This window comes from Blattabacterium cuenoti, from assembly GCF_014252315.1.
GTDB lineage: Bacteria > Bacteroidota > Bacteroidia > Flavobacteriales > Blattabacteriaceae > Blattabacterium > Blattabacterium cuenoti_AI.
This window is the reverse complement of sequence record NZ_CP059216.1, coordinates 534,971-556,606: the sequence shown is the minus strand read 5'-3', so window position 1 is coordinate 556,606 and position 21,636 is coordinate 534,971. Positions and strand designations below refer to the sequence as shown.

Annotated in this window: 16 protein-coding genes; 8 read left to right on the top strand and 8 right to left on the bottom strand. The window is 21.3% G+C overall.

The window, feature by feature from the left end:
• The first annotated feature begins 16 nt into the window (after positions 1-16).
• Entirely contained in the window at positions 17-3,247 is a 3,231-nt protein-coding gene (secA, locus tag H0H39_RS02725; RefSeq protein WP_185877345.1) for a preprotein translocase subunit SecA, read from the top strand.
• Entirely contained in the window at positions 3,244-3,846 is a 603-nt protein-coding gene (locus H0H39_RS02720; protein ID WP_394798446.1) for a SanA/YdcF family protein, read from the top strand. The genes secA and H0H39_RS02720 overlap by 4 nt, the downstream gene beginning before the upstream one ends.
• Here the strand turns inward: H0H39_RS02720 and menD are convergent.
• Genes menD through prfB form a run of 6 tightly spaced genes read right to left on the bottom strand, consistent with a single transcriptional unit; the run spans position 3,843 to position 10,350 of the window.
• Positions 3,843-5,528: a 2-succinyl-5-enolpyruvyl-6-hydroxy-3-cyclohexene-1-carboxylic-acid synthase gene (gene menD, locus H0H39_RS02715; protein ID WP_185877344.1), complete on the bottom strand. Its 1,686-nt coding sequence runs from the start codon at positions 5,526-5,528 to the stop codon at positions 3,843-3,845. The two genes, H0H39_RS02720 and menD, sit on opposite strands and share 4 nt — an antisense overlap.
• Before the next feature lie 22 nt (positions 5,529-5,550).
• On the bottom strand, positions 5,551-6,288 hold the full coding sequence (fabG, locus tag H0H39_RS02710; protein ID WP_185877343.1) for a 3-oxoacyl-ACP reductase FabG: 738 nt from the start codon (positions 6,286-6,288) through the stop codon (positions 5,551-5,553).
• Positions 6,230-6,982: a (d)CMP kinase gene (gene cmk, locus H0H39_RS02705; protein WP_185877342.1), complete on the bottom strand. Its 753-nt coding sequence runs from the start codon at positions 6,980-6,982 to the stop codon at positions 6,230-6,232. The genes fabG and cmk overlap by 59 nt, the downstream gene beginning before the upstream one ends.
• On the bottom strand, positions 6,979-7,836 hold the full coding sequence (speB, locus tag H0H39_RS02700; protein ID WP_185877341.1) for an agmatinase: 858 nt from the start codon (positions 7,834-7,836) through the stop codon (positions 6,979-6,981). Before speB ends, cmk begins: the two co-directional genes overlap by 4 nt.
• Complete coding sequence (locus H0H39_RS02695; RefSeq protein WP_185877340.1) at positions 7,836-9,239, bottom strand: type III PLP-dependent enzyme domain-containing protein; 1,404 nt, start codon at positions 9,237-9,239, stop codon at positions 7,836-7,838. The genes speB and H0H39_RS02695 overlap by 1 nt, the downstream gene beginning before the upstream one ends.
• Positions 9,240-9,249: 10 nt before the next feature.
• On the bottom strand, positions 9,250-10,350 hold the full coding sequence (gene prfB / locus H0H39_RS02690) for a peptide chain release factor 2 (RefSeq protein ID WP_185877339.1): 1,101 nt from the start codon (positions 10,348-10,350) through the stop codon (positions 9,250-9,252).
• Positions 10,351-10,471: 121 nt separating this feature from the next.
• Between prfB and H0H39_RS02685 the strand changes: the two genes are divergently transcribed.
• Together H0H39_RS02685 and era are read left to right on the top strand one after the other, a co-directional pair.
• Complete coding sequence (locus H0H39_RS02685) at positions 10,472-13,093, top strand: ATP-dependent Clp protease ATP-binding subunit (RefSeq protein ID WP_185877338.1); 2,622 nt, start codon at positions 10,472-10,474, stop codon at positions 13,091-13,093.
• 9 nt (positions 13,094-13,102) lie between these two features.
• Positions 13,103-13,990, top strand: a complete 888-nt coding sequence (gene era, locus H0H39_RS02680; RefSeq protein ID WP_185877337.1) for a GTPase Era — start codon at positions 13,103-13,105, stop codon at positions 13,988-13,990.
• A 2-nt stretch (positions 13,991-13,992) separates the two neighbouring features.
• Here the strand turns inward: era and tyrS are convergent, their stop codons facing one another.
• Positions 13,993-15,261: a tyrosine--tRNA ligase gene (tyrS, locus tag H0H39_RS02675; RefSeq protein WP_185877336.1), complete on the bottom strand. Its 1,269-nt coding sequence runs from the start codon at positions 15,259-15,261 to the stop codon at positions 13,993-13,995.
• 433 nt (positions 15,262-15,694) lie between these two features.
• Positions 15,695-17,251, bottom strand: coding sequence for a hypothetical protein (locus H0H39_RS02670; RefSeq protein WP_185877335.1), 1,557 nt, complete (start codon positions 17,249-17,251; stop codon positions 15,695-15,697).
• 150 nt (positions 17,252-17,401) lie between these two features.
• On the opposite strand from H0H39_RS02670, the gene H0H39_RS02665 reads away from it, so the two are divergent.
• Genes H0H39_RS02665 through leuB form a run of 4 tightly spaced genes read left to right on the top strand, consistent with a single transcriptional unit; the run spans position 17,402 to position 21,634 of the window.
• The gene (locus H0H39_RS02665) at positions 17,402-18,586 is read left to right on the top strand and encodes a 2-isopropylmalate synthase (protein WP_185877657.1); all 1,185 of its coding nucleotides are present in this window, start codon (positions 17,402-17,404) and stop codon (positions 18,584-18,586) included.
• Positions 18,587-18,598: 12 nt separating this feature from the next.
• A complete protein-coding gene (gene leuC, locus H0H39_RS02660) occupies positions 18,599-20,023 on the top strand; it encodes a 3-isopropylmalate dehydratase large subunit (protein WP_185877334.1) in 1,425 nt (474 codons plus the stop codon).
• A complete protein-coding gene (leuD, locus tag H0H39_RS02655; RefSeq protein ID WP_185877333.1) occupies positions 20,010-20,591 on the top strand; it encodes a 3-isopropylmalate dehydratase small subunit in 582 nt (193 codons plus the stop codon). The genes leuC and leuD overlap by 14 nt, the downstream gene beginning before the upstream one ends.
• A complete protein-coding gene (gene leuB / locus H0H39_RS02650) occupies positions 20,588-21,634 on the top strand; it encodes a 3-isopropylmalate dehydrogenase (RefSeq protein ID WP_185877332.1) in 1,047 nt (348 codons plus the stop codon). Before leuD ends, leuB begins: the two co-directional genes overlap by 4 nt.
• Positions 21,635-21,636: the final 2 nt, after the last annotated feature.

The window sequence follows — 21,636 nt, the reverse complement described above, 5'->3', positions numbered from 1 at the left end:
TCATATTTATTAATCAATGAATTTTATTAAAAAAATATTAAATAAATTTTTTTTAAATAAAAATGAAAAAGATCTGAAAGAAATTGGTATAACTTTAGATAAAATTAAAGATAAAAAAAAAGAAATCAGTTTATTATCAGATAATGAATTAAGAAATAAAACTATTTATTTAAAAAATATTGTTCAAGAATCATATAAAGAATTTTTTATACAAAAACAAAAATTATTAGAAAAATTAAAAAAAAATAATTCTATTCATGAAATAGAAAAAATTTTTCTTAAAATAAAAGAAATAGAAAATAAATCGTATGAAACAGAACAAAAAATTTTACTAAAAATTTTACCTGAATCTTTTGCTATTATTCAAGAAACAGCTAAACGTTTTAAAGAAAAAAAAAGAATTGTAGTAAAATCTACATCTTTTGACAAAGAATTATCAAAAATTAAACCATATGTTTGTTTAATAAATGGAAATACTATATGGCATAATATATGGAATGTATATGGTAATCCTATAGTTTGGGATATGGTTCATTATGATGTTCAATTAATAGGTGGAGTTATATTACATAATGGAAAAATAGCTGAAATGGCAACAGGAGAAGGAAAAACATTTGTGGCAACTTTATCTGCTTATTTAAATGCTTTATCTGGAAAAGGAGTACATATAGTAACTGTTAATAATTATTTATCTAAAAGAGATACAGAATGGATGGCGCCTTTAATGGAATTTCATGGATTAAGAGTAGATTGTCTTGATTATTATCCTTCTATTGATATTAACATGAGAAAAAAAGCATATAATGCTGATATAACTTATGGTACTAATAATGAATTTGGATTTGATTATCTTCGTGATAATATGGTTGGAAATAAAGAAGATTTAGTACAAAGAAATTTAAATTATGCGATTATAGATGAAATAGATTCTGTATTAATAGATGAAGCACGTACTCCTTTAATAATATCTGGACCAATTGATCCCAATAAAGATAATAAAAAAGAATTTGAAATTTTTAAATATAAAGTAGAAACACTAGTAAATAAACAAAATTTGATAATTAATAGTATTTTACAAGAATCTAAAATATTAATTAATAATGGAGATAATAAATTAGGTGGATTTAAATTATTTCAAGCATATCGTGGTCTTCCTAAGAAAAAATCTTTAATAAAGTTTTTAAGTAAAAAAAATATACGATCACTTTTACAAAAAATTGAAAATCAATATATACAAGATCATGGAAAAGATATGTATAAAGTTGATAATACTCTTTATTTTGTAATAGATGAAAAAAATAATACTGTAGAATTAACTGATAAAGGAATTGAATTTTTATCAAGAAATATGAATAATGAAAAATTTTTCGTTTTACCAGATATTAATACAGAACTTTATGAAATAGAAAAAAAAAAATTATCTAAAGAAGAGGAAATAAGAGAAAAAGATATTATTCTTAAAAATTTTTTAGTTAAATCACAAAGAATTCATGTAATTCATCAATTACTTAAAGCATATACTTTATTTGAAAAAGATGTTGATTATGTTATTTTAAATAAAAAAGTTAAAATAGTAGATGAACAAACAGGTAGAATAATGGAAGGAAGAAGATATTCAGATGGATTACATCAAGCTATAGAAGCAAAAGAAAATGTTAATATAGAACATTCTAGCCAAACTTTTGCAACTATAACTTTACAAAATTATTTTAGAATGTATAAAAAAATATCTGGAATGACAGGAACTGCTGAAACAGAATCTAGTGAATTCTGGCATATTTATAAACTAGATGTAGTAGTTGTTCCTACTCATAAACCAGTACGTAGAATAGATTTACAAGATTTAGTATTTAAAACAAAAAGAGAAAAATATAATTCTATAATTAATAAAATAATTAATTTATCCAAAAAAGAAAAACGTCCTGTTCTTGTTGGAACTACTTCTGTTGAAGTTTCAGAATTATTAAGTAGAACATTAAAATTTAGAAAAATAAAACATAGTGTTTTAAATGCAAAACTACATGATAAAGAGGCTGATATTATATCAAAAGCAGGGTTATCAGGATCTGTAACAATAGCTACAAATATGGCTGGAAGAGGAACAGATATAAAATTATCAAAAGAAGTAATTGATAATGGAGGATTAGCTGTAATAGGAACAGAAAGACATGATTCTAGAAGAGTTGATAACCAATTGAGAGGAAGATCTGGTAGACAAGGTGATCCTGGTAGTACTCAATTTTATATTTCATTAGAAGATGATTTGATTAGATTGTTTTTTGATTCAGAAAAACTTTCAAAGTTAATGGATAAATTTGGGCATAAAGAAGGTGATATTATTCAACATCCATTATTAACAAGATCTATTGAAAAAGCACAAAAAAAAATAGAAGATAATAATTTTGGAATTAGAAAACGTTTATTAGATTATGATGATGTAATTAACAAACAAAGAGAATTTATTTATAATAAAAGAAAAAATGCATTATTTGGAAATGAATTACATATAGATATATCTAATATGATATATAATTTATTAGATATTATGATTCCAATTAATAGGTCAATGGATAATTTACAAAATTTGGAAATAGAATTATACCATATTTTTGGAATAAAATATGTAATAAAAAAAAATAATTTTTATGAATGTAAAGAAAATGATTATGTTGATAAAATTCATCAATTGTTAATTAATTATTATAAAAAAAGAAAAATAAACATACTTGATCATTATATTAAACCATTTATACATAATATTAATATAGAATTATATAAAATACAAGTTATTTTTACTGATGGATTTAAAAATATTACTTGTACATCTGATTTAAAAATTTTTAATAAAACTAATGGATTATCTATATTTTCTATTTTAGAAAAGAAAACTATACTATATTTTTTAGACGATAAATGGAAAGAACATTTAAAAGAGATGGAGAATTTACGATTTTCAGTTCAAAATGCAGTTTTTGAACAAAAAGATCCTCTTATAGTATACAAACAAAATGCTTTCAATTTATTTCAAGAAAGAATATACGAAATAAATAAAAAAATTATATCTTTTTTATTTAAATCTAATTTATTAATAAATAAGATTTCATGTATCACTAAAAAAAAATTTGGAAGAAATAATAGAATTAATATTCGTCATTTGATTACTGGAGAAAAAAAGAATATTAAATTTAAACAATCAGATTTATTTTTAAATAAAGGAGAATGGATTATAGAAGATAATGATATATAAAAATTTTTTATGAAAAAAGTAAATTATATGTTTTTTTTATAATTTTTTTTATCAAACTAACTATATTTACTTATATAAGTATAAGCTTATGGTCTTTTAATAAAAATTATAATTCCATTGAAAAAATTCCATTTAATAATTTTTGTGTAGTATTAGGTACTTCTAAGTATTTACCTGGAGGTAAATTAAATTATTTTTTTAAATATAGAATGGATGCTGTATATTATCTTTTTATAAAAAAAAAAATAGAATATATTATTGTAAGTGGAGATAACAGAGAAAAAAATTATAATGAACCAAAAATGATGAAAAAAGAATTAACTAAAATGGGAATTCCTCCTCATATGATATATGAAGATTTATATGGAATTGATACTATTTCTTCTATTGAAAGAGTACATAAAATTTTTAATAAAAAAAAATTTACAATTATATCTCAAAAATTTCATAACGAAAGAGCTATTTTTATTGGAAATTGTTTAGGATTAGATGTTATAGGATTTAATGCTAAAAATATATCTATTTCTAGTAGAATATATTTAAGAGAAATTTTTGCTAGAATAAAGGTTTTTTATGATATATTATTTTATTTGTATTAAGAATAAAGTAAAAATTCTTTAAATATTTTTTCATTATTACATTTTCTTGTATCTACTTCTAATAAAAATGGATTATTAAATTTTTTCCAGAAAAAAAATAAAATTTTTTTTAATTTATTATAATTATCTACTTTTTTGTAATTCCAATTATGCATTTCACATAATTTTTTAGCTGAATGATTGTGCTTTGTTTCTAAAAAATTTAATGTTTTTTTAGGAATTTTATTTTCCGATATAATTTTAAAAATATTTCCTTTTCCATTATTAATTAATATAATTCTAAAATTATTTGGAGTATAATTATTAAATAAAGCATTACTGTCATAAAAAAAACTTATATCTCCAATAATTAACGTAACAATTTTATCACTATTTATAGAATATCCTATAGCTGTTGAAACACACCCTTCTATTCCTGAAGTTCCACGATTACAATATGATTTTATTTTATTTTTTTTATTATTAAAAAATTGATAATATCTTATTATCATACTATTTCCTAATTGTAAAATGGATCCTTTAGGAACCATAGAAAAAATAAGAAATAGTGAATTTAAATCAGAAAATCTTTTTTCTTTTTTAAGAAAAGATTTTTGCTTTATTATTTTTTTATTTAAAATAGTTTTCCAATTATTTCTATAATTGGATAAAACACAATATTTACTATTTGTAATAATATGAAAAAATGATTTAGGATCAATAGGAAAATAACTTGTTAAATTATAATATGTATCTGGATAATTTTTGCAAAAACATTCACCAATATGCCAATGATACTTTGGCGGATATTTTCTTAAATATAATTTTATTTTTTTTGATATAATGTTTATACCAAATGTCAATAAAATTTGAGGTTTTAATTTTTTCCATTTTTCAATATTCATTCCAAATAATACATAATCTATATTTGAAATAAACATATTATCATATAGATGAGATGTTGTTTCTGCAAAAACAATAGTAGATGAATCTAAACTTATTTTTTTTATAATTTTATTAAGATTAATTATATCATCATAATTATTTAATCCTAATAAAATCATTTTTTTTTTACATTTGTTCCATATAATTATTTCTTTATAAAGATTATCAATTTTTTTTTTTGTAAAAAAAGTTTTTATAATAGTAGGTTTTATTTTTAGTTTATTAGTTCTTTCATAAAGAGGTTCAGAAAAAGGAATGTTAATATGTATAGGTCTTTTTGTTATAATACAACTATTAATAGATTCATTAATTAACTTATTATTATACCATAATCCATTTTTTGATTCATCTTCAGTAAGTTGAACAAATTTTTCTACATGATTATTAAAAATATTTTCTTGATAAATAGATTGTCCTTCAAAAATATCTATAATTTCTTTAGGACGATCTGCTGTAATAATTATAATAGGTATCTTTTGATAAAAAGCTTCAGTTATAGCTGGATAATAATTTACAACAGATGATCCAGATGTGCAATTAATTACGACAGGTTTTCTAGATTTTTGAGCAATACCTAATGCAAAAAAAGCAGCACAACGTTCATCTATAATACTATAAGTTTTAAATGTTTTATCTTGCGTGAAATGTATAATAATAGGAGCATTTCTAGATCCTGGTGATATAACTATATTAAATATATAATTTGCTTTTAATATTTCTCCTAATATTTGTACAACTTTTTTATTAGAATAAAACATAAATAATTAATAAATTTTTATATTATACTAATCCACCACTTACATTTAATACTGATCCAGTTACATAACTAGATAAATCTGATGCAAGAAATAAAACACAATTTGCAACTTCTTGAACATATCCTGGTCTATTTAACGGAATATTTTCTATCCATTTTTTTTTTATATAATTATTAAAATGATTATTCATATTTGTCAATATATAACCTGGAGCAATAGCATTACAACGTATATTTATTTTTCCAAACTCTTTTGCTACAGATTTAGTAAATCCTATAATTCCAGCTTTGGAGGCTGCATAATTAGATTGTCCATAATTCCCTGTTATTCCAACAATTGAACTCATATTAATAATATTTCCTTTTTTTTGTTTTATCATGGAATAATAAATTGTATATTTAGTAATATTAAATACAGAGTAAAGATTTGTTTTAATTACATCAATCCATTTATCTTCCGACATTCTTATTAAAATAGAATCTCTTATAATACCAGCATTATTTACTAATATATCTATATTTCCATTTTTTTTACAAACATCTCTAATGAAATCTTTTGAAGAATTTAAATTTGATAAATCTACCTTATATCCTATTGCTGATCCACTAAATTCTAATTCTAATTCTTTTGATATCTTTTCTGAAGACAAAAAAGTAAATATAACTTTAGCTCCATGTTTTACTAATGTTTTTATTATAGATTTACCTATTCCCCCAGTTCCTCCTGTAACTACAGCTAATTTTTTTTTTAAAAGTTTCATAAATTTCTTTATTAATTATTTTAAACATTAAATTTGTTTGATCTCCTATTGATAGGCAATTATTTATTTCTATATGATCTGCAGATTTTATTAGAGGAAAATATTTTCTACAAATATCTATTTCATCTCTAATTATAATATTTTTTTTTATTTTTTCATAAGATATTGATTCAAACCCTTTTTTTAAAAAATATTTATATTTTCTATAGGATCTAATATCTATAGGACTTTTTATAAAAAATTTTAAATTTGAATCAGGAAACATATAATTTCCAATATCTCTACCATCAATTACAAATCCTTTATTCTTATTTATAATATTTTTTTTTATAATTTTTGTAACAATATTTCGTATTTCTGGAATTCTAGCTATAAAAGCTACTTTTTCTGTAACATTTATTGATCTAATTTTATTACGTACATTTTTTTCATTTAAAAAAATATCATTATCAAATATTTTATAATTCCAACAAATTTTTATATTTATATTTTTTACAAAAGGAATAAAATTTTTTATATTCCACAAATTACTATTGAAAACATTTTTGTTAATAGCTAACAAAGTAATACATCTATAAATAGATCCAGTATCTATATATTTAAAATTAAATTTTTTAGCAATTATTTTTGATATAGTACTTTTTCCAGAAGATGATAATCCATCTACAGCTATAATAATATTTTTTTTATTCATAAATTTATACAATACTTATATGATAATAATTTATAAAAAAGTTTAACTGTTAAAAAATCTGTAGAAAAATCTTTTTTAAAAGGTAATAATTCTACAATGTCAAATCCTATTACATTTTTTTTTTTTAAAACTTTTTTTAATAGTTTTAAACTTGTATACCAATCTAATCCTCCTGGTTCAGGAGTTCCAGTTGCAGGAGCTATACTAGGATCAAAAACATCTATATCTATACTAATAAATACATAATTAGATAATCTTTCAATAACTTTATTTATCCAATATTTATCTGAATGTATATCATGCATATAGAATATATTATTTTTTTGAATATATTTTTTTTCTGTTATATCCATACTTCGTATTCCTACTTGAACCAATATATATTTTTGAGAAGCTTCATACATTGAACATGCATGATTATATTTAGATCCTTGATATATTGGCCTTAAATCTGTATGAGCATCCATATGAAGAATGCTAATATTAGAATATTTCTCTCCAAATGCACGTATACTACCTATGGATATAGAATGATCTCCTCCAATAAGAGTAACAAATTTATTTTTCATAATAAATTTTTTTGTAGTATCATATACTTTATTAACCATTTTTATTGGATAATTTGATTTTATATCAATAAATGGAGCAGTAAATATTCCTTTTCTATATACTTCAAAATTTGTTTCAATATCATATAATTCTATATGATTTGATGCAGATAAAAATGCTTTTGGTCCATATTTTGATCCTTTTCTCCATGTTTGTGTATAATCATATGGAACTGGAATAATTACTATATTAGAATTTTCTAAAGTAGAGTATTCTTTAGATATGTTAGAAAAAGTATTTAACATTATTTTTTATATCCTAATATTTTCAATATTTCTTTATAATTCTGAAATTTCCTAAATATTCTGTATTTTAATTTTCTTTTATTTTTATTATCCTTATCTATTAATATATGAATAGGTTGAGGCATTAAACAATGATGAACGCCGCCATATCCACTAATTGTATCTTGATAAGCTCCAATATTAAAAAATCCTATGTATAATGGAATATTGTTCCTATAACAAGGAAGATATATTGCATTTATATGTTGTTCAGAATTATAATAATCATCACTGTCGCAAGTTAATCCTCCTAAAAAAACTCTTTCATAAAAATCATTCCAACGATTAATAGCCATCATTATAAATCTACTACTTATAGCCCAAGTATCAGGAAGTGTAGTCATAAAAGAACTATCAATCATATTCCACTTTTCTTTATCATTTTGACGTTTTTGACTTAATATTTTATATAAAATACCACCACTTTCTCCTACTGTATATGTACCAAATTCTGTATATATATGAGGTTCTTGAACTCTTTCTTTCTGACAAAATTTTTTTATTTGATATATAATTTCGTTTATCATATATTCATAATCATATTTAAAAGACATAGATGTTTTTATAGGGAATCCTCCTCCTATATTTAAAATATTTAATCCTGGAGATATTTTTTTTAATTCAGCATAAATCTGTAGGCATTTAAATAATTCATTCCAATAGTAAGCGCTATCTTTTATTCCTGTATTAATAAAAAAATGTAGCATTTTTAAATTTACTTTTGGATTATTTTTTATTTTGTTTAAATAAAATATAATAATGTTTTTATATCCAATTCCTAATCTAGAAGTATAAAATTCAAATTTAGGTTCTTCTTCAGAAGCAATTCTAATTCCTAATTTAAATGGATTATTAATAATTGAACTTAGTTTTTCTAATTCTTCATAATTATCAAGAACAGGAATAGTATTATAAAATCCATTATTTATAAGTTCTGATATGTTATTTATATAATTTTTAGTTTTAAATCCGTTGCATATAACTTCAATTTTTTTGTCTATTTTATTATTTTTATAAAGATTTTTTACAATTTCTATATCATAAGCGTATGAAGTTTCTATACTAATATTATTTTTTATTACTTCTTCTAAGATAAACGAGAAATGAGAGCTTTTTGTGCAATAACAATAAGTATATTTATTATTATATCTATTATAATTAATTGCTTTTTTAAACCAATTTTTTGCTTTTTTTATATTTTGAGATATTTTTGGTAGATATGTAAATCTTAATGGTGTTCCGTATCTTTGTATAAGATTCATTAATGGTATACCATGAAATTCTAGTAGATTATTTTTAATAGAAAATTCCTCTGTAGGAAAATCAAAAGATTGATCTATTAAATCAATATAACGAATTTTCATTGAACTAAAATTATTTTTTTTTATTATTTTTTGATATTAGAAATTTTTTCAAAAATACGTTTATTTCACCGTTCATTACAGATTGAATATCTGTAGTTTCATAATTTGTTCTTAAATCTTTTACTAATTTATAAGGATGCATAATATAATTACGTATTTGAGATCCCCATTCTATTTTCTTTTTTTCAGATTTTATTTCTTCTTTTTTTTTATTTATTGTTTTTATTTCCATTTCTAATAATTTAGATTTTAAAATATATAAAGCTTTTTGTTTATTTTGTATTTGAGATCTAGATTCAGTATTTTCTATTACAATTCCTGTAGGAATATGACGTAATCTAACTCCAGTTTCTACTTTATTAACATTTTGGCCCCCAGCACCACTAGATCTAAATGTTTCCCATTGAATTTCTGAATTTTTTATTTTTATATTAATTTTATTATTTACAACTGGATGTACATATACAGATGAAAATGAAGTATGTCTTTTTGAATTATTGTCAAATGGAGATATTCTTACTAATCTATGAACACCATTTTCTCCTTTTAAATATCCAAATACATTTTTTCCATTTACTTTTAATATAACAGATTTTGTTCCAGTTATATCTCCTGGTAAATAGTGTATTTTTTTTATTGAAAAATTATTTTTTTCTGCCCACATAAAATACATTCTCATTAACATAGAAGTCCAATCACAACTTTCTGTTCCTCCTGCTCCAGAAGAAATTTGTAAAATAGCATTTAAAGAATCTTCTTTTTCTGTAAACAAATTATTTAATTCTATTGATAATATTAACTTATTGAGTATATTCAATTGTTTAATAAATTCTTTTTTTATATTTTCTTCTTTATAAAAAGAATAAATGACTTTTAATTCTTCAAACTCATTTTCAATTTTTGAAAAATCTTTAATATGTTTTTTCATATCATGAATATCTTTTATTATATCCATTGATTTTTTTTTGTTATTTTGGTTTTTCCAAAAGTTATGATCAGATATTTTTTTTTGTTTTTCATTAATATTTTTTTTTAATTCATCTATTTTTAACGATTCTTTTATTTTACGAATTTTCTCCGATAAATTTTTAATTTCTTCTTTTTTTATCATAAAAAACGAAATTAAATATAAGTTTCAAAACTTGCTTTAATCATAAAAATTTTTTTATATTTATATTGTTTATTTTAATACTTAATTGGTCATTTAGAGTAGAATGAACAATTTTATTATTATGAATTTTAATAAGTTTACAATAAAGTCTAAGGAAATTATACAAGAAGCACAAAATATAGCATTTAATGAAAGACAACAATCTATTGAAAATGCTCATATTTTAAAATCAATGTTAAGTATTGAGAAAAATATAATTCCTATTATAATTAAAAAATTAGGAATTAATACATATTTAATTAAAATTGGATTAGATCGTATTATATCTTCTTATTCTAAAATAATTAATGATGAATCTATTAATCAATATTTTAGCTCAAATGTAGCAACAATGCTTAATATAGCTGAAAATTATACTAATTTATTAAAAGATAAATTTATATCTGTTGAACATATTTTATATGGAATTTTTATGACTTCTGATAAAACGTCACAGTTATTAAAGAATCAAGGAATTACAGAAAAAGATATAAAAATAGCAATTGAAAATGTTAGAGAAAAAAATGTAAACATAAATTTTTCTTATAAAACTTTGGATAAATATGCTAAAAATTTAAATGATTTAACATTAAAAGGAAAATTAGATCCAGTAATTGGAAGAGATGAAGAAATACGAAGAGTATTGCAAATTCTTTCTAGAAGAACAAAAAATAATCCTATTTTGATAGGAGAACCAGGTGTAGGAAAAACAGCTATTGCAGAAGGATTAGCATATAGAATTATTAATAGAGATATTCCAGATAATTTAAAAGATAAAAAAGTATATTCTTTAGATATGGCTTCTTTAATTGCTGGTGCAAAATACAAAGGAGAATTCGAAGAAAGACTTAAATCTGTGATAAAAGAAGTAACTAATTCAAATGGAAATATTATATTATTTATAGATGAAATTCATACTTTAGTAGGAGCAGGAGGTGGAGATGGATCTATGGATGCAGCTAATATATTGAAACCTGTTTTAGCAAAAGGAGAATTGAGAGCAATAGGATCTACTACATTGAATGAATATCAAAAGTATTTTATGAAAGATAAAGCCTTAGAAAGAAGATTTCAACAAGTATATGTTGATGAACCATCAATAGGCGATGCAATATCTATATTAAGAGGAATTAAAGATAGATATGAAAGTCATCATAAAGTTAAAATTAAAGATGAATCTATAATAGCTTCAGTAGAATTATCTAAACGATATATTAATGATAGATTTCTTCCTGATAAAGCAATTGATTTGATTGATGAGGCTGCTTCTAAATTAAGAATGGAAATTAATTCAAGACCAGAAAAATTAGATATCTTACATCGTAAGATTATGCATATGGAAATACAAATAGAGGCATTAAAAAGAGAAAAAGATGAACAACAATTGATTCCATTGAAAAAAAAATTATCTATGTTGACTAAAAAAAAATTAGAATTATATTCCCAATGGCAAAGTGAAAAAGATTTAGTAGATGGAATACAAAAATCTAAAGATAAAATAGAAAATTTCAAATTTGAATCTGAACAAGCAGAAAGATCTGGAAATTATGGTAGAGTTGCAGAACTAAGATATGGAAAAATTAAAGAAGAAGAAAATAAAATTAAATATTTTGAAAAAGAATTAAAAAAGCAAGAATATAAAGGAAAAAAAATGATAAGAGAAGAAGTGTCTAAAGAAGATATTGCTCAAATAGTTTCTAAATGGACAGGAATTCCTGTAACTAAGATGCTTCAAAGTGAAAGAAAAAAATTATTATCTTTAGAAAAAGAATTACATAAAAGAGTTATTGGTCAAGATCATGCGATACAATCAATTTCAAATGCTATAAGAAGATCTAGATCTGGATTACAAGATTTTAAAAGACCAATTGGTTCATTTCTTTTTATGGGAAGTACTGGAATAGGAAAAACAGAATTAGCTAAAGCTATAACGGAATATTTATTTGATGATGAGAATAATATGGTACGTATAGATATGAGTGAATATCAGGAACGTCATTCTATAAGTAGATTAATAGGAGCACCACCTGGATACATTGGATATGACGAAAGTGGTCAATTAACAGAAATAATACGAAGACATCCTTATAGTGTTATATTATTAGATGAAATAGAAAAAGCTCATTCTGATATATTTAATTTATTACTGCAAGTATTAGATGATGGAAGATTAACAGATAACAAAGGAAGAACTGTTAATTTTACAAATACAATTATTATAATGACATCTAATATAGGATCAGATATTATTTATGAAAACTTATATCAAGATCAAGATGATATTTCTTATAATAAAATGGAAATAACAAAAAAAACTTTAATAAAGTTATTAAAAAGTTTAGTTAGACCAGAGTTTATAAATAGAATTGATGAAATTATTTTATTTAAACCACTTACTAAAAAAGAAATTAGAGATATAGTAAAATTACAAATGAAAAAATTAAAAAATTTACTTTTATATAAAAAAATACATATAGAATTAACAAAAGAAACAATAGAATTTTTATCAGAAAAAGGATATGATTTCCATTTTGGAGCTAGACCATTAAATAGAGTTATTCAACAAGATATATTAAATAATTTATCTAAAGAAATGTTAAAAGGAAATATTCATAATAATCAAAATATATTAATAGATTTTTTTAAAGAAAAGGGAATTGTTTTTAGAAAATTATATGATAAAAATTACAAAAACATTAAATAACTAATTTAGTTGATACATAAATCTGGATTTGTTAGTATAGTAGGAAAGGCTAATGTAGGAAAATCTACATTAATGAATTCTATTTTAGATAAAAAATTGTCTATTACTACATATAAACCTCAAACTACTCGTCATAATATTATAGGTATTTTAAATAAACCTGGTTATCAAATGATTTTTTGTGATACTCCTGGATTTATAGAACATGGTCAAAATATATTACAAAATAGAATGATACAATATGTTAAAAAATCATTAAAAGATGTAGATATCATATTGTTAATTACTGAAATAGGAAAATTTCAAAAAAAATCATATTTATTTAATATAATAAAAGAAAAAAATATTCCTATTATTATAGTAATAAATAAAATAGATAAAATTGTTTCAATAAAAGAAAAAAATATTTATAATAAAACTATAAAATATTGGAAAAATATTTTAGATAAAACTGATATAATATCTATATCTGCTTTAAAAGATATAAATAAAAATATTTTAATAGAAAAAATACAAAAATTGTTACCTGAACATCCACCTTTTTATCCAAAAGAATTTTTAACGGATAAACCTAAACGATTTTTTGTAAATGAAATAATTAGAGAAAAAATTTTTTTATTATACAAAAAAGAAATTCCTTATATAACAGAAGTAGAAACAGAAATTTTTAATGAAAAAAAAAATTGTATATATATAACTTCATTTATTTTTGTTGAAAGAAATTCTCAAAAAAATATTTTAATAGGTAAATTAGGTAAGTCTATTTATAGATTAAAATATTATTCTGAAAATAGTATAAAAAATTTTTTTGATAAGGAAATAAAATTGAATATATATATAAAAATATTTAAAAAATGGTATAATGATTATAAAAGATTAAAAATGTTTGGATATTGAATTTATTTAGTCATTAAAATAAAAAAATTTTTTTTTCCAAATTGAAATAATATATATTTTTTGTTTATTAAATTTTTTTTATTAATAGTAATATTTTCTTTTGTTATAATTTTGTTAATATATATTGATTTTGTTTTTATAGCATGATTAGCTCTAGATTTAGAGGAAAAAAATCCAATTTCTTTCATAAGATCTGATAGTAAAATTCCCTTTTCAATTTTTTTTTTTGAAATATGTGAATGTGGAATATTTTTATATATAAACATATAGTCTTTTTCTTTTAATAAAGAAAGAATTTTATGATCTTTATTAAATAATGTAGAAGTAATATTAACTATCATTTGATATTTTTTATCTCCATGAATCCATTTAGTCATATAACAAGCTAATTTTTTTTGTAATAATCTTTTATTAGGATATTTTTCATGTTTTACAATTAATGAATTTATTTCCTTTTTAGATAAAAATGTATATATTTTTATATATTTTTTTACTTCTAAATCAGATAAATTTATCCAAAATTGATAAAATTTATATGGAGATGTTTTTTTTTCATTTAACCATATATTTTCTTTTTCATTATTACTTTTACCAAATTTTATACCATTAGAATTTGTTATTAAAGGAAAAGTTAATCCATATGCTTTTTTTTTAGTTTTCTTTTTTATTAGTTCTATTCCTATTGTTATATTTCCCCATTGATCTGATCCACCTACTTGCAATTGACAATTTTTTTCTTTATTTAAATAAAGAAAATCATATCCTTGAATAAGTGGATAAGAAAATTCATTGAAATAAATTCCTTTTTTTATTCTTTTTTCCATAGATTTTTTTGATATCAAATAATTTACAGAAAAATGTATTCCTATATTTTTTATAAAATCTATAAAATATATATTTTTTATCCAATCAAAATTGTTTAATAATTCTATTTTTTCTGAAAAATAACTAAAAAGTTTATATATTTGGGTTTCTATAGATATTGTATTTTTTTTTAAAATGTTTTCATTTATAATTTCCCTTTTTTTATGTCTTTCAGATGGATCTCCTATAAAACCTGTAGCTCCACCAACTAATGCTATTGAATTATGACCGAATTTTTTAAAATGAATTAATATAATAATTGGAACAATATTTCCTATATGAAGAGATGAAGAACTTGGATCAAATCCAATATAAATAGTTATAGGTTTATTTAATCTTTTTTTTAATCCAGGAACTTTATCTTGAATTAAATTTCTCCATGATAATTCTTCTATAATGTTTTTCATATTTAAAAAAAAAAAAATTAAATTAAAAATTAATAAAAATTAAATCAAAAATGATAAAAAAAATTATAATATATAATATTTCTATATTTGCATTTGGATTTGTTCACATATTGTTCAATTCAATATTTTTGAAAAAGTATGCTAATTTTGCAATAAAAATGTATATGTTTCTACTTCCTTTAAGTAGTCTATTTTTTTTTTGTGTTCATACTTTCTTAGTATAAGTAGTAATAATAGTAGTTTTTTTATTGTTACTTATATAATATTAGAAACAATAAAACTTATTTTTAGTATTTCATTTTTCTTTTACTTAATAAAACCTAATAGTAAATCAAAAAATATTTTTCAAAATTTTATGAATTTTGTGATATCGTATATTACAATTCTTATTATTCAAACATCTTTTCATATTAAAAGATGAATGTTTAAATAATTATTTAAATTTATTTAAGAATCTTTCTCTTACAATTGATTCAACTGACTTGTTTTCTATTTTTGCTGATAACCAAGATATGATATCTAAATATAAGAAGGTTCTTTTTTCATATGGATGATTATTATATTTAATTAATTTATCTCTTAATTTTTTAAATTGTTCTTTTATTTGATTAGGATAAAATTTTCCCAAATTTTTAAAAAATAAAATTATTTCTTTTTGCACAATATACCAATCGTCCATTTGTATAAAAAATTTATAGGTAGATTTAATTTTTTGATCTAAATTTTCATCTAATCCACTTTCATAACAAGCAATTAAATGTAATAAACGAGCAAAACATTGTAAATCTTGTCTTAAATCTTTTTTTTTATTTTCTATAATTTTTAGTAAATATAATATAGTATTTTTATTATCTCCACTTCCAAAATATAAACATGCAATTTTATAGTATAAAATCATTATATAATGATGATCCATTCTATTATATATTTTTTTAAATTTATCAAATAATGATGGAATTACAGTTTTTATTCCTTTTGAAAAAGTACCTTCCATATAATGTTTATTAATACGATTTGTATATGTATAAATAAAAATCAATATATAAGTATTTTCATTTGTAAGTATTTTATTATTCTTTATTTCTTTTTCAAATTGTTTTAACGTAGATGAAAATTCATAATAATGATTTAAATAAAATAAAGAATCTAATAAATAATGATATCCTTTTAAATAACTAATAGAATTTAACTTTTTCTTTTTTTTATAATTATGAAATAACTTAACCCATTTATAAGATATTTTATAACACATTATAAAATTTTGTTGTATATAATAATACCAAACTTTAGCTTGATATAAAAATAATTTTTCATAAAAACATAGATTATCTATATTAAATACAGTAATATTAGCTCTAAAATAAGTTTCTATGAATATTTTATCCTTTTCATTTCTTACATATCCTACTTTTAAATATAATCCATATAATTCTAAAGATAAATTAGACAATGTATTAGTATATTTAATTTTATTAATTAATTCTTTAGAATCAGTAGATAATTCTCTAGATTTAGAGCATATACTTCTAGTTATATGTTGAGATTCTATCATTTTTTCAAATTCTATTATCTCTAAGAGAATTGTATTATATTCATAATATTTAGCAATAATTTTAGCTTTTTCCAAAAGTTTTAAACTTTGTATATATAATCCTTTATTATACAATATTTTAGAAAAATCTATATATTCACGTATTTTGATATCATAATTGTTTTTAGTATGTTGTATTTTAAGACTAATTAATATTTGTTTATATAAATTAGATTTTACATTAGATAATTGTTTTTTACTTATAGTAGTTTTATCTAGAATTTTTTTTTCATTATAATTATCCATTTTATTAATTATTTCAAATAATTCTAAATATTTATAATTTTGATTTTTTTTAATACGATTTACATAAATTATAAAATTTCTTTTTTCAGATTTAGATAAAGTTTTAACTAATAAAAACAAATGATCTAAACAATTTTTTTTATAATTAGACATTGTAATTTAATTATAATGTTAATGTTGATTAATAGATATGTATATATAAGTTATTATAATTTAGATATTGTAAGTATTATAATAATTTATTTCAATTTTTTTATCATAAGAAATAGATTTGAATATTATTTAAATGAAGATACTATTACTATGAGGGGAAAAAAAATTCATATTTTTGATACATCATTAAGAGATGGAGAACAAGTTCCAGGATGTAAATTAAATACTAAACAAAAATTAGACATAGCAAAGAATTTAGAATATCTAGGTGTAGATGTTATTGAAGCTGGATTTCCTATATCAAGTCCTGGAGACTATAAATCTGTTCAATATATTTCAAAAACTATTTCTAATACTATAGTATGTGCATTGTCTAGAGCAGTAAAAAAAGATATTGAAGTAGCAGGAGAATCTATAAAATTTGCAAAAAAACCAAGAATACATACTGGAATTGGCACTTCTGATTGTCATATACGTTATAAATTTAATAGTACTCCAGAAAAAATTATGGATTTAGCTATAAATGCAGTAAAATATGCTAAAAAATTTGTAGAAGATGTAGAATTTTATGCAGAAGATGCTGGACGTACAAAAAATGAATTTTTAGCAAAAATTTGTGAAAAAGTAATAAAATATGGCGCTACAGTTATAAATATAGCTGATACTACAGGATCTTGTTTACCAGAACAATATGGTAAAAAAATTCGTTTTTTAATGGAAAATGTTAAGGGAATACATAAAATTATATTATCAACTCATTGTCATGATGATTTAGGACTAGCTACAGCTAATTCTCTTTATGGTATAATTAATGGAGCACAACAAGTAGAATGTACTGTAAATGGAATTGGAGAAAGAGCTGGAAATACTTCTTTAGAAGAAATAGTAATGATTATAAAACAAAATAAAAAATTAAATTTAATTACTAATGTTAATACAAAACTTATTTCATATATAAGTAATTTAGTATCTAAACATACAGGTATGATAATTCCTGCAAATAAAGCTATAGTTGGAATTAATGCTTTTTCTCATTCATCAGGAATACATCAAGATGGAGTTATTAAAAAAAAAGAAACATATGAAAGTATTGATCCTAAAGAAGTTGGTGTTAATAATTCTTCTATTATATTAACAGCTAGAAGTGGTAGAGCAGCATTAAATTATCGTTATCAACAATTAGGATGTTTTTTAAATAAAGATTCTTTAGATTTAGTTTACTCTAAATTTATAGAATATGCTGACAAAAAAAAAGAAATTAACAATGAAGAATTAAAAACAATATTAAAAAAATCTAATTTAAACCAACATAATGGAACAATTAAAATTGTTTAATATTAATAAATAATGTTACATAGTAAAAATTCAAAATCTTTATTTGATAAAATATGGGATTCTCATATAATAAAAAAATTATATGATAATATAAATGTTTTATATGTTGATTTACATTATATACATGAAGTAACAAGTCCTCAAGCTTTTTCTGAATTAAAAAAAAGAAAAATTTCTGTATTTAGACCAAAAAAAATTGTAGCTACAACTGATCATAATGTTCCTACAATTAATCAAGATTTAGAAAAAATAGATCCATTATCCAGAAAACAAATAAAATTATTAAAAAATAATTGTAAAATATTTAACATTAATAAGTTATATGATTTAGGTCACAAAAATAATGGAATAGTTCATGTAATTGGACCTGAATTAGGATATACACTTCCTGGAATGACAATTGTTTGTGGAGACAGTCACACTTCTACTCATGGAGCTTTTGGTTGTATAGCTTTTGGAATTGGAACAAGTCAAGTAGCCATGGTTATGGCTAGTCAATGTTTATTACTATACAAACCGAAACAAATGAAAATATGTTTAAATGGTAATTTGAAAAAAGGAGTAACGTCAAAAGACGTAATACTACATATTATTTCAAAATTGGGAGTTAATGTTGGAAATGGTTATGTTATAGAATATACAGGGACTGTATTTAAAAATATGAGTATGGAAGAAAGAATGACAATTTGCAATATGAGTATTGAAATGGGAGCAAAATGTGGATTAATTTCTCCAGATAAAACTACTATAGATTATATAAAAAAAAGTAAATATGGTATGAAATTTATAAAAAAAAATCAAAAAAAAATAGTAGAATATTGGAAAACACTAAAAACAGATGAAAATAAAATATTTGATAAAGAATTTTTTCTAAAAGCCGAAGAAATTGATCCAATGATTACATATGGAACTAATCCAGGAATGTCTGTAAAAATAAACAACCCAATTATACCTAATTATGAAAAAGATAAAAATTGGATAAAATCTATAAATTATATGGGATTTAAACCAAAAATGTCTTTAATAGGAAAAACTATAAAATATGTTTTTATCGGTAGTTGTACTAATTCCAGGATAGAAGATTTGAGAATTGTTGCTTCTATAGTTAGAGGTAAAAAAAAAGCGAGTCATGTAAAAGCAATAATAGTTCCTGGGTCAAATAGAGTTATCAAAAAAGCAAAAAAAGAAGGATTAGATAAAATATTTATCTATTCAGGATTAGAATTTCGTAATCCAGGATGTTCTGCTTGTTTAGGTATGAATGAAGATAAAATACCTCCTGGAGAATATTGTATATCTACATCTAATAGAAATTATGAAGGTAGACAAGGAATAGAATCTCGTACATTATTAGTCAGTCCAATGACTGCTGCAATTATAGCAATAGAAGGAAAAATTATAGATACAAGTAAAATAATAAATTATGAAAAAATTTAAAACTATAATTAGTACCGTAGTCCCTCTTATAATAGATAATATTGACACAGATCAAATAATACCATCTCGTTTTTTAAAATTAACTGATTGTAAAAAATATGGAAAATATCTTTTTATAGATTGGCGTTTAAAAGAAAAAAAATTTATACTAAATAATTCTATATATTCTGGAAATATTCTTATAGTAGGAAAAAATTTTGGATGTGGATCTAGTAGAGAACATGCTGCATGGTCTATATTTGATTATGGATTTAGAGTATTAATATCAAAATCTTTTGCTGATATTTTTAAAGAAAATGCATTAAATAATGGATTATTACCTATAGAGGTATCTGAATCATTTATAAATGATATATTTTTTATAATAAAAAAAAATCCAAAAATAAAAATAAAAGTTGATTTAAATAATCAAAATATAATATTATTAAATACAAATATAATAGAAAAATTTTATATTCATCCATATAAAAAATATTGTTTTATAAATGGTTATGATGATATAGAATTTTTAATTTCTCTTAAAAAAGAAATAACTCTTTTTGAGAAAGAAAAACTTATTTACATATGAAAAAAAATATTTCTGTTATAGAAGGTGATGGAGTTGGACCTGAAATAATGAAACAAACTATAAAAATATTAAACGCTATAGGAAAAAAGTACAAACATAAATTTAATTATACTATTCTTTTAGTAGGAGGAAAATCAATAGAAAAATTTAATTCTCCAATAACAGAAAATACTATAAAAACTTGTTTAGAATCAGATGCAGTTTTGTTTGGGTGTGTAGGAGATCCTAAATATGATAATAATCCAATTGGCATGAAGCCAGAAGATGGTTTATTAAAATTAAGGAAACGTATGAATTTATTTTGTAATATACGACCTATAATTTCTTATCCAGAATTAGACACATCTCCTATAAAAAAAAATATAAGAGATGGAGTTGATTTTATTATATATAGGGAATTAACAGGAGGAATATATTTTGGAAAAAAAGGAAGAAATAATGATAAAGCTTATGATTACTGTGTTTATTCTAAAAAAGAAATAGAAAGAATTTCTAGAATTGCATTTAAAGCTTCATCTTTTAGAAAAAAAAAAGTTACTTTAGTAGATAAATCTAATGTATTAGAAACTTCTAGATTATGGCGTGATGTTGTGAAAAAAATTAGTTTAGATTATCCAGATATATACTTAGATTTTTTGTATATAGATAATGCATCTATGCAAATAATAATTAATCCTAATCAATTTGATATTATATTAACAGATAATATGTTTGGAGATATATTATCAGATGAATCTAGTGTTATAAATGGATCCATAGGGCTATTACCATCTGCTTCAATAGGAAACAATAATTTATTATTTGAGCCTATACATGGATCTTATCCTAAAGCAAAAGGTAAAAATATTGCAAATCCTATAGGAAGTATATTATCATCTAAAATGATGTTGGATTATTTTGGAATGAAAGAAGAAGGTAATGCTATAGAATATGCAGTAAAAAAATCAATTTCTGAAGGTATTGTAACAGAAGATATAATGAAGAATAATAATTTTTTAAGTACCGAAGATGTTGGAAATTATATAGAAAAATATATTTTGTAATT

Bases quoted from the DNA above. Each gene is read 5' to 3' on its own strand.
- cmk (WP_185877342.1), bottom strand. From the start codon at position 6,982: ATGAATAAAAAAAATATTATTATAGCTGTAGATGGATTATCATCTTCT.
- leuB (WP_185877332.1), top strand. From the start codon at position 20,588: ATGAAAAAAAATATTTCTGTTATAGAAGGTGATGGAGTTGGACCTGAA.
- menD (WP_185877344.1), bottom strand. From the start codon at position 5,528: ATGTTTTATTCTAATAAAAAAGTTGTACAAATATTAGGAGAAATATTA.
- H0H39_RS02670 (WP_185877335.1), bottom strand. From the start codon at position 17,251: ATGTCTAATTATAAAAAAAATTGTTTAGATCATTTGTTTTTATTAGTT.
- H0H39_RS02695 (WP_185877340.1), bottom strand. From the start codon at position 9,239: ATGAAAATTCGTTATATTGATTTAATAGATCAATCTTTTGATTTTCCT.
- secA (WP_185877345.1), top strand. From the start codon at position 17: ATGAATTTTATTAAAAAAATATTAAATAAATTTTTTTTAAATAAAAAT.
- H0H39_RS02685 (WP_185877338.1), top strand. From the start codon at position 10,472: ATGAATTTTAATAAGTTTACAATAAAGTCTAAGGAAATTATACAAGAA.
- fabG (WP_185877343.1), bottom strand. From the start codon at position 6,288: ATGAAACTTTTAAAAAAAAAATTAGCTGTAGTTACAGGAGGAACTGGG.
- prfB (WP_185877339.1), bottom strand. From the start codon at position 10,350: ATGATAAAAAAAGAAGAAATTAAAAATTTATCGGAGAAAATTCGTAAA.
- leuD (WP_185877333.1), top strand. From the start codon at position 20,010: ATGAAAAAATTTAAAACTATAATTAGTACCGTAGTCCCTCTTATAATA.
- H0H39_RS02665 (WP_185877657.1), top strand. From the start codon at position 17,402: ATGAGGGGAAAAAAAATTCATATTTTTGATACATCATTAAGAGATGGA.
- tyrS (WP_185877336.1), bottom strand. From the start codon at position 15,261: ATGAAAAACATTATAGAAGAATTATCATGGAGAAATTTAATTCAAGAT.
- leuC (WP_185877334.1), top strand. From the start codon at position 18,599: ATGTTACATAGTAAAAATTCAAAATCTTTATTTGATAAAATATGGGAT.
- speB (WP_185877341.1), bottom strand. From the start codon at position 7,836: ATGTTAAATACTTTTTCTAACATATCTAAAGAATACTCTACTTTAGAA.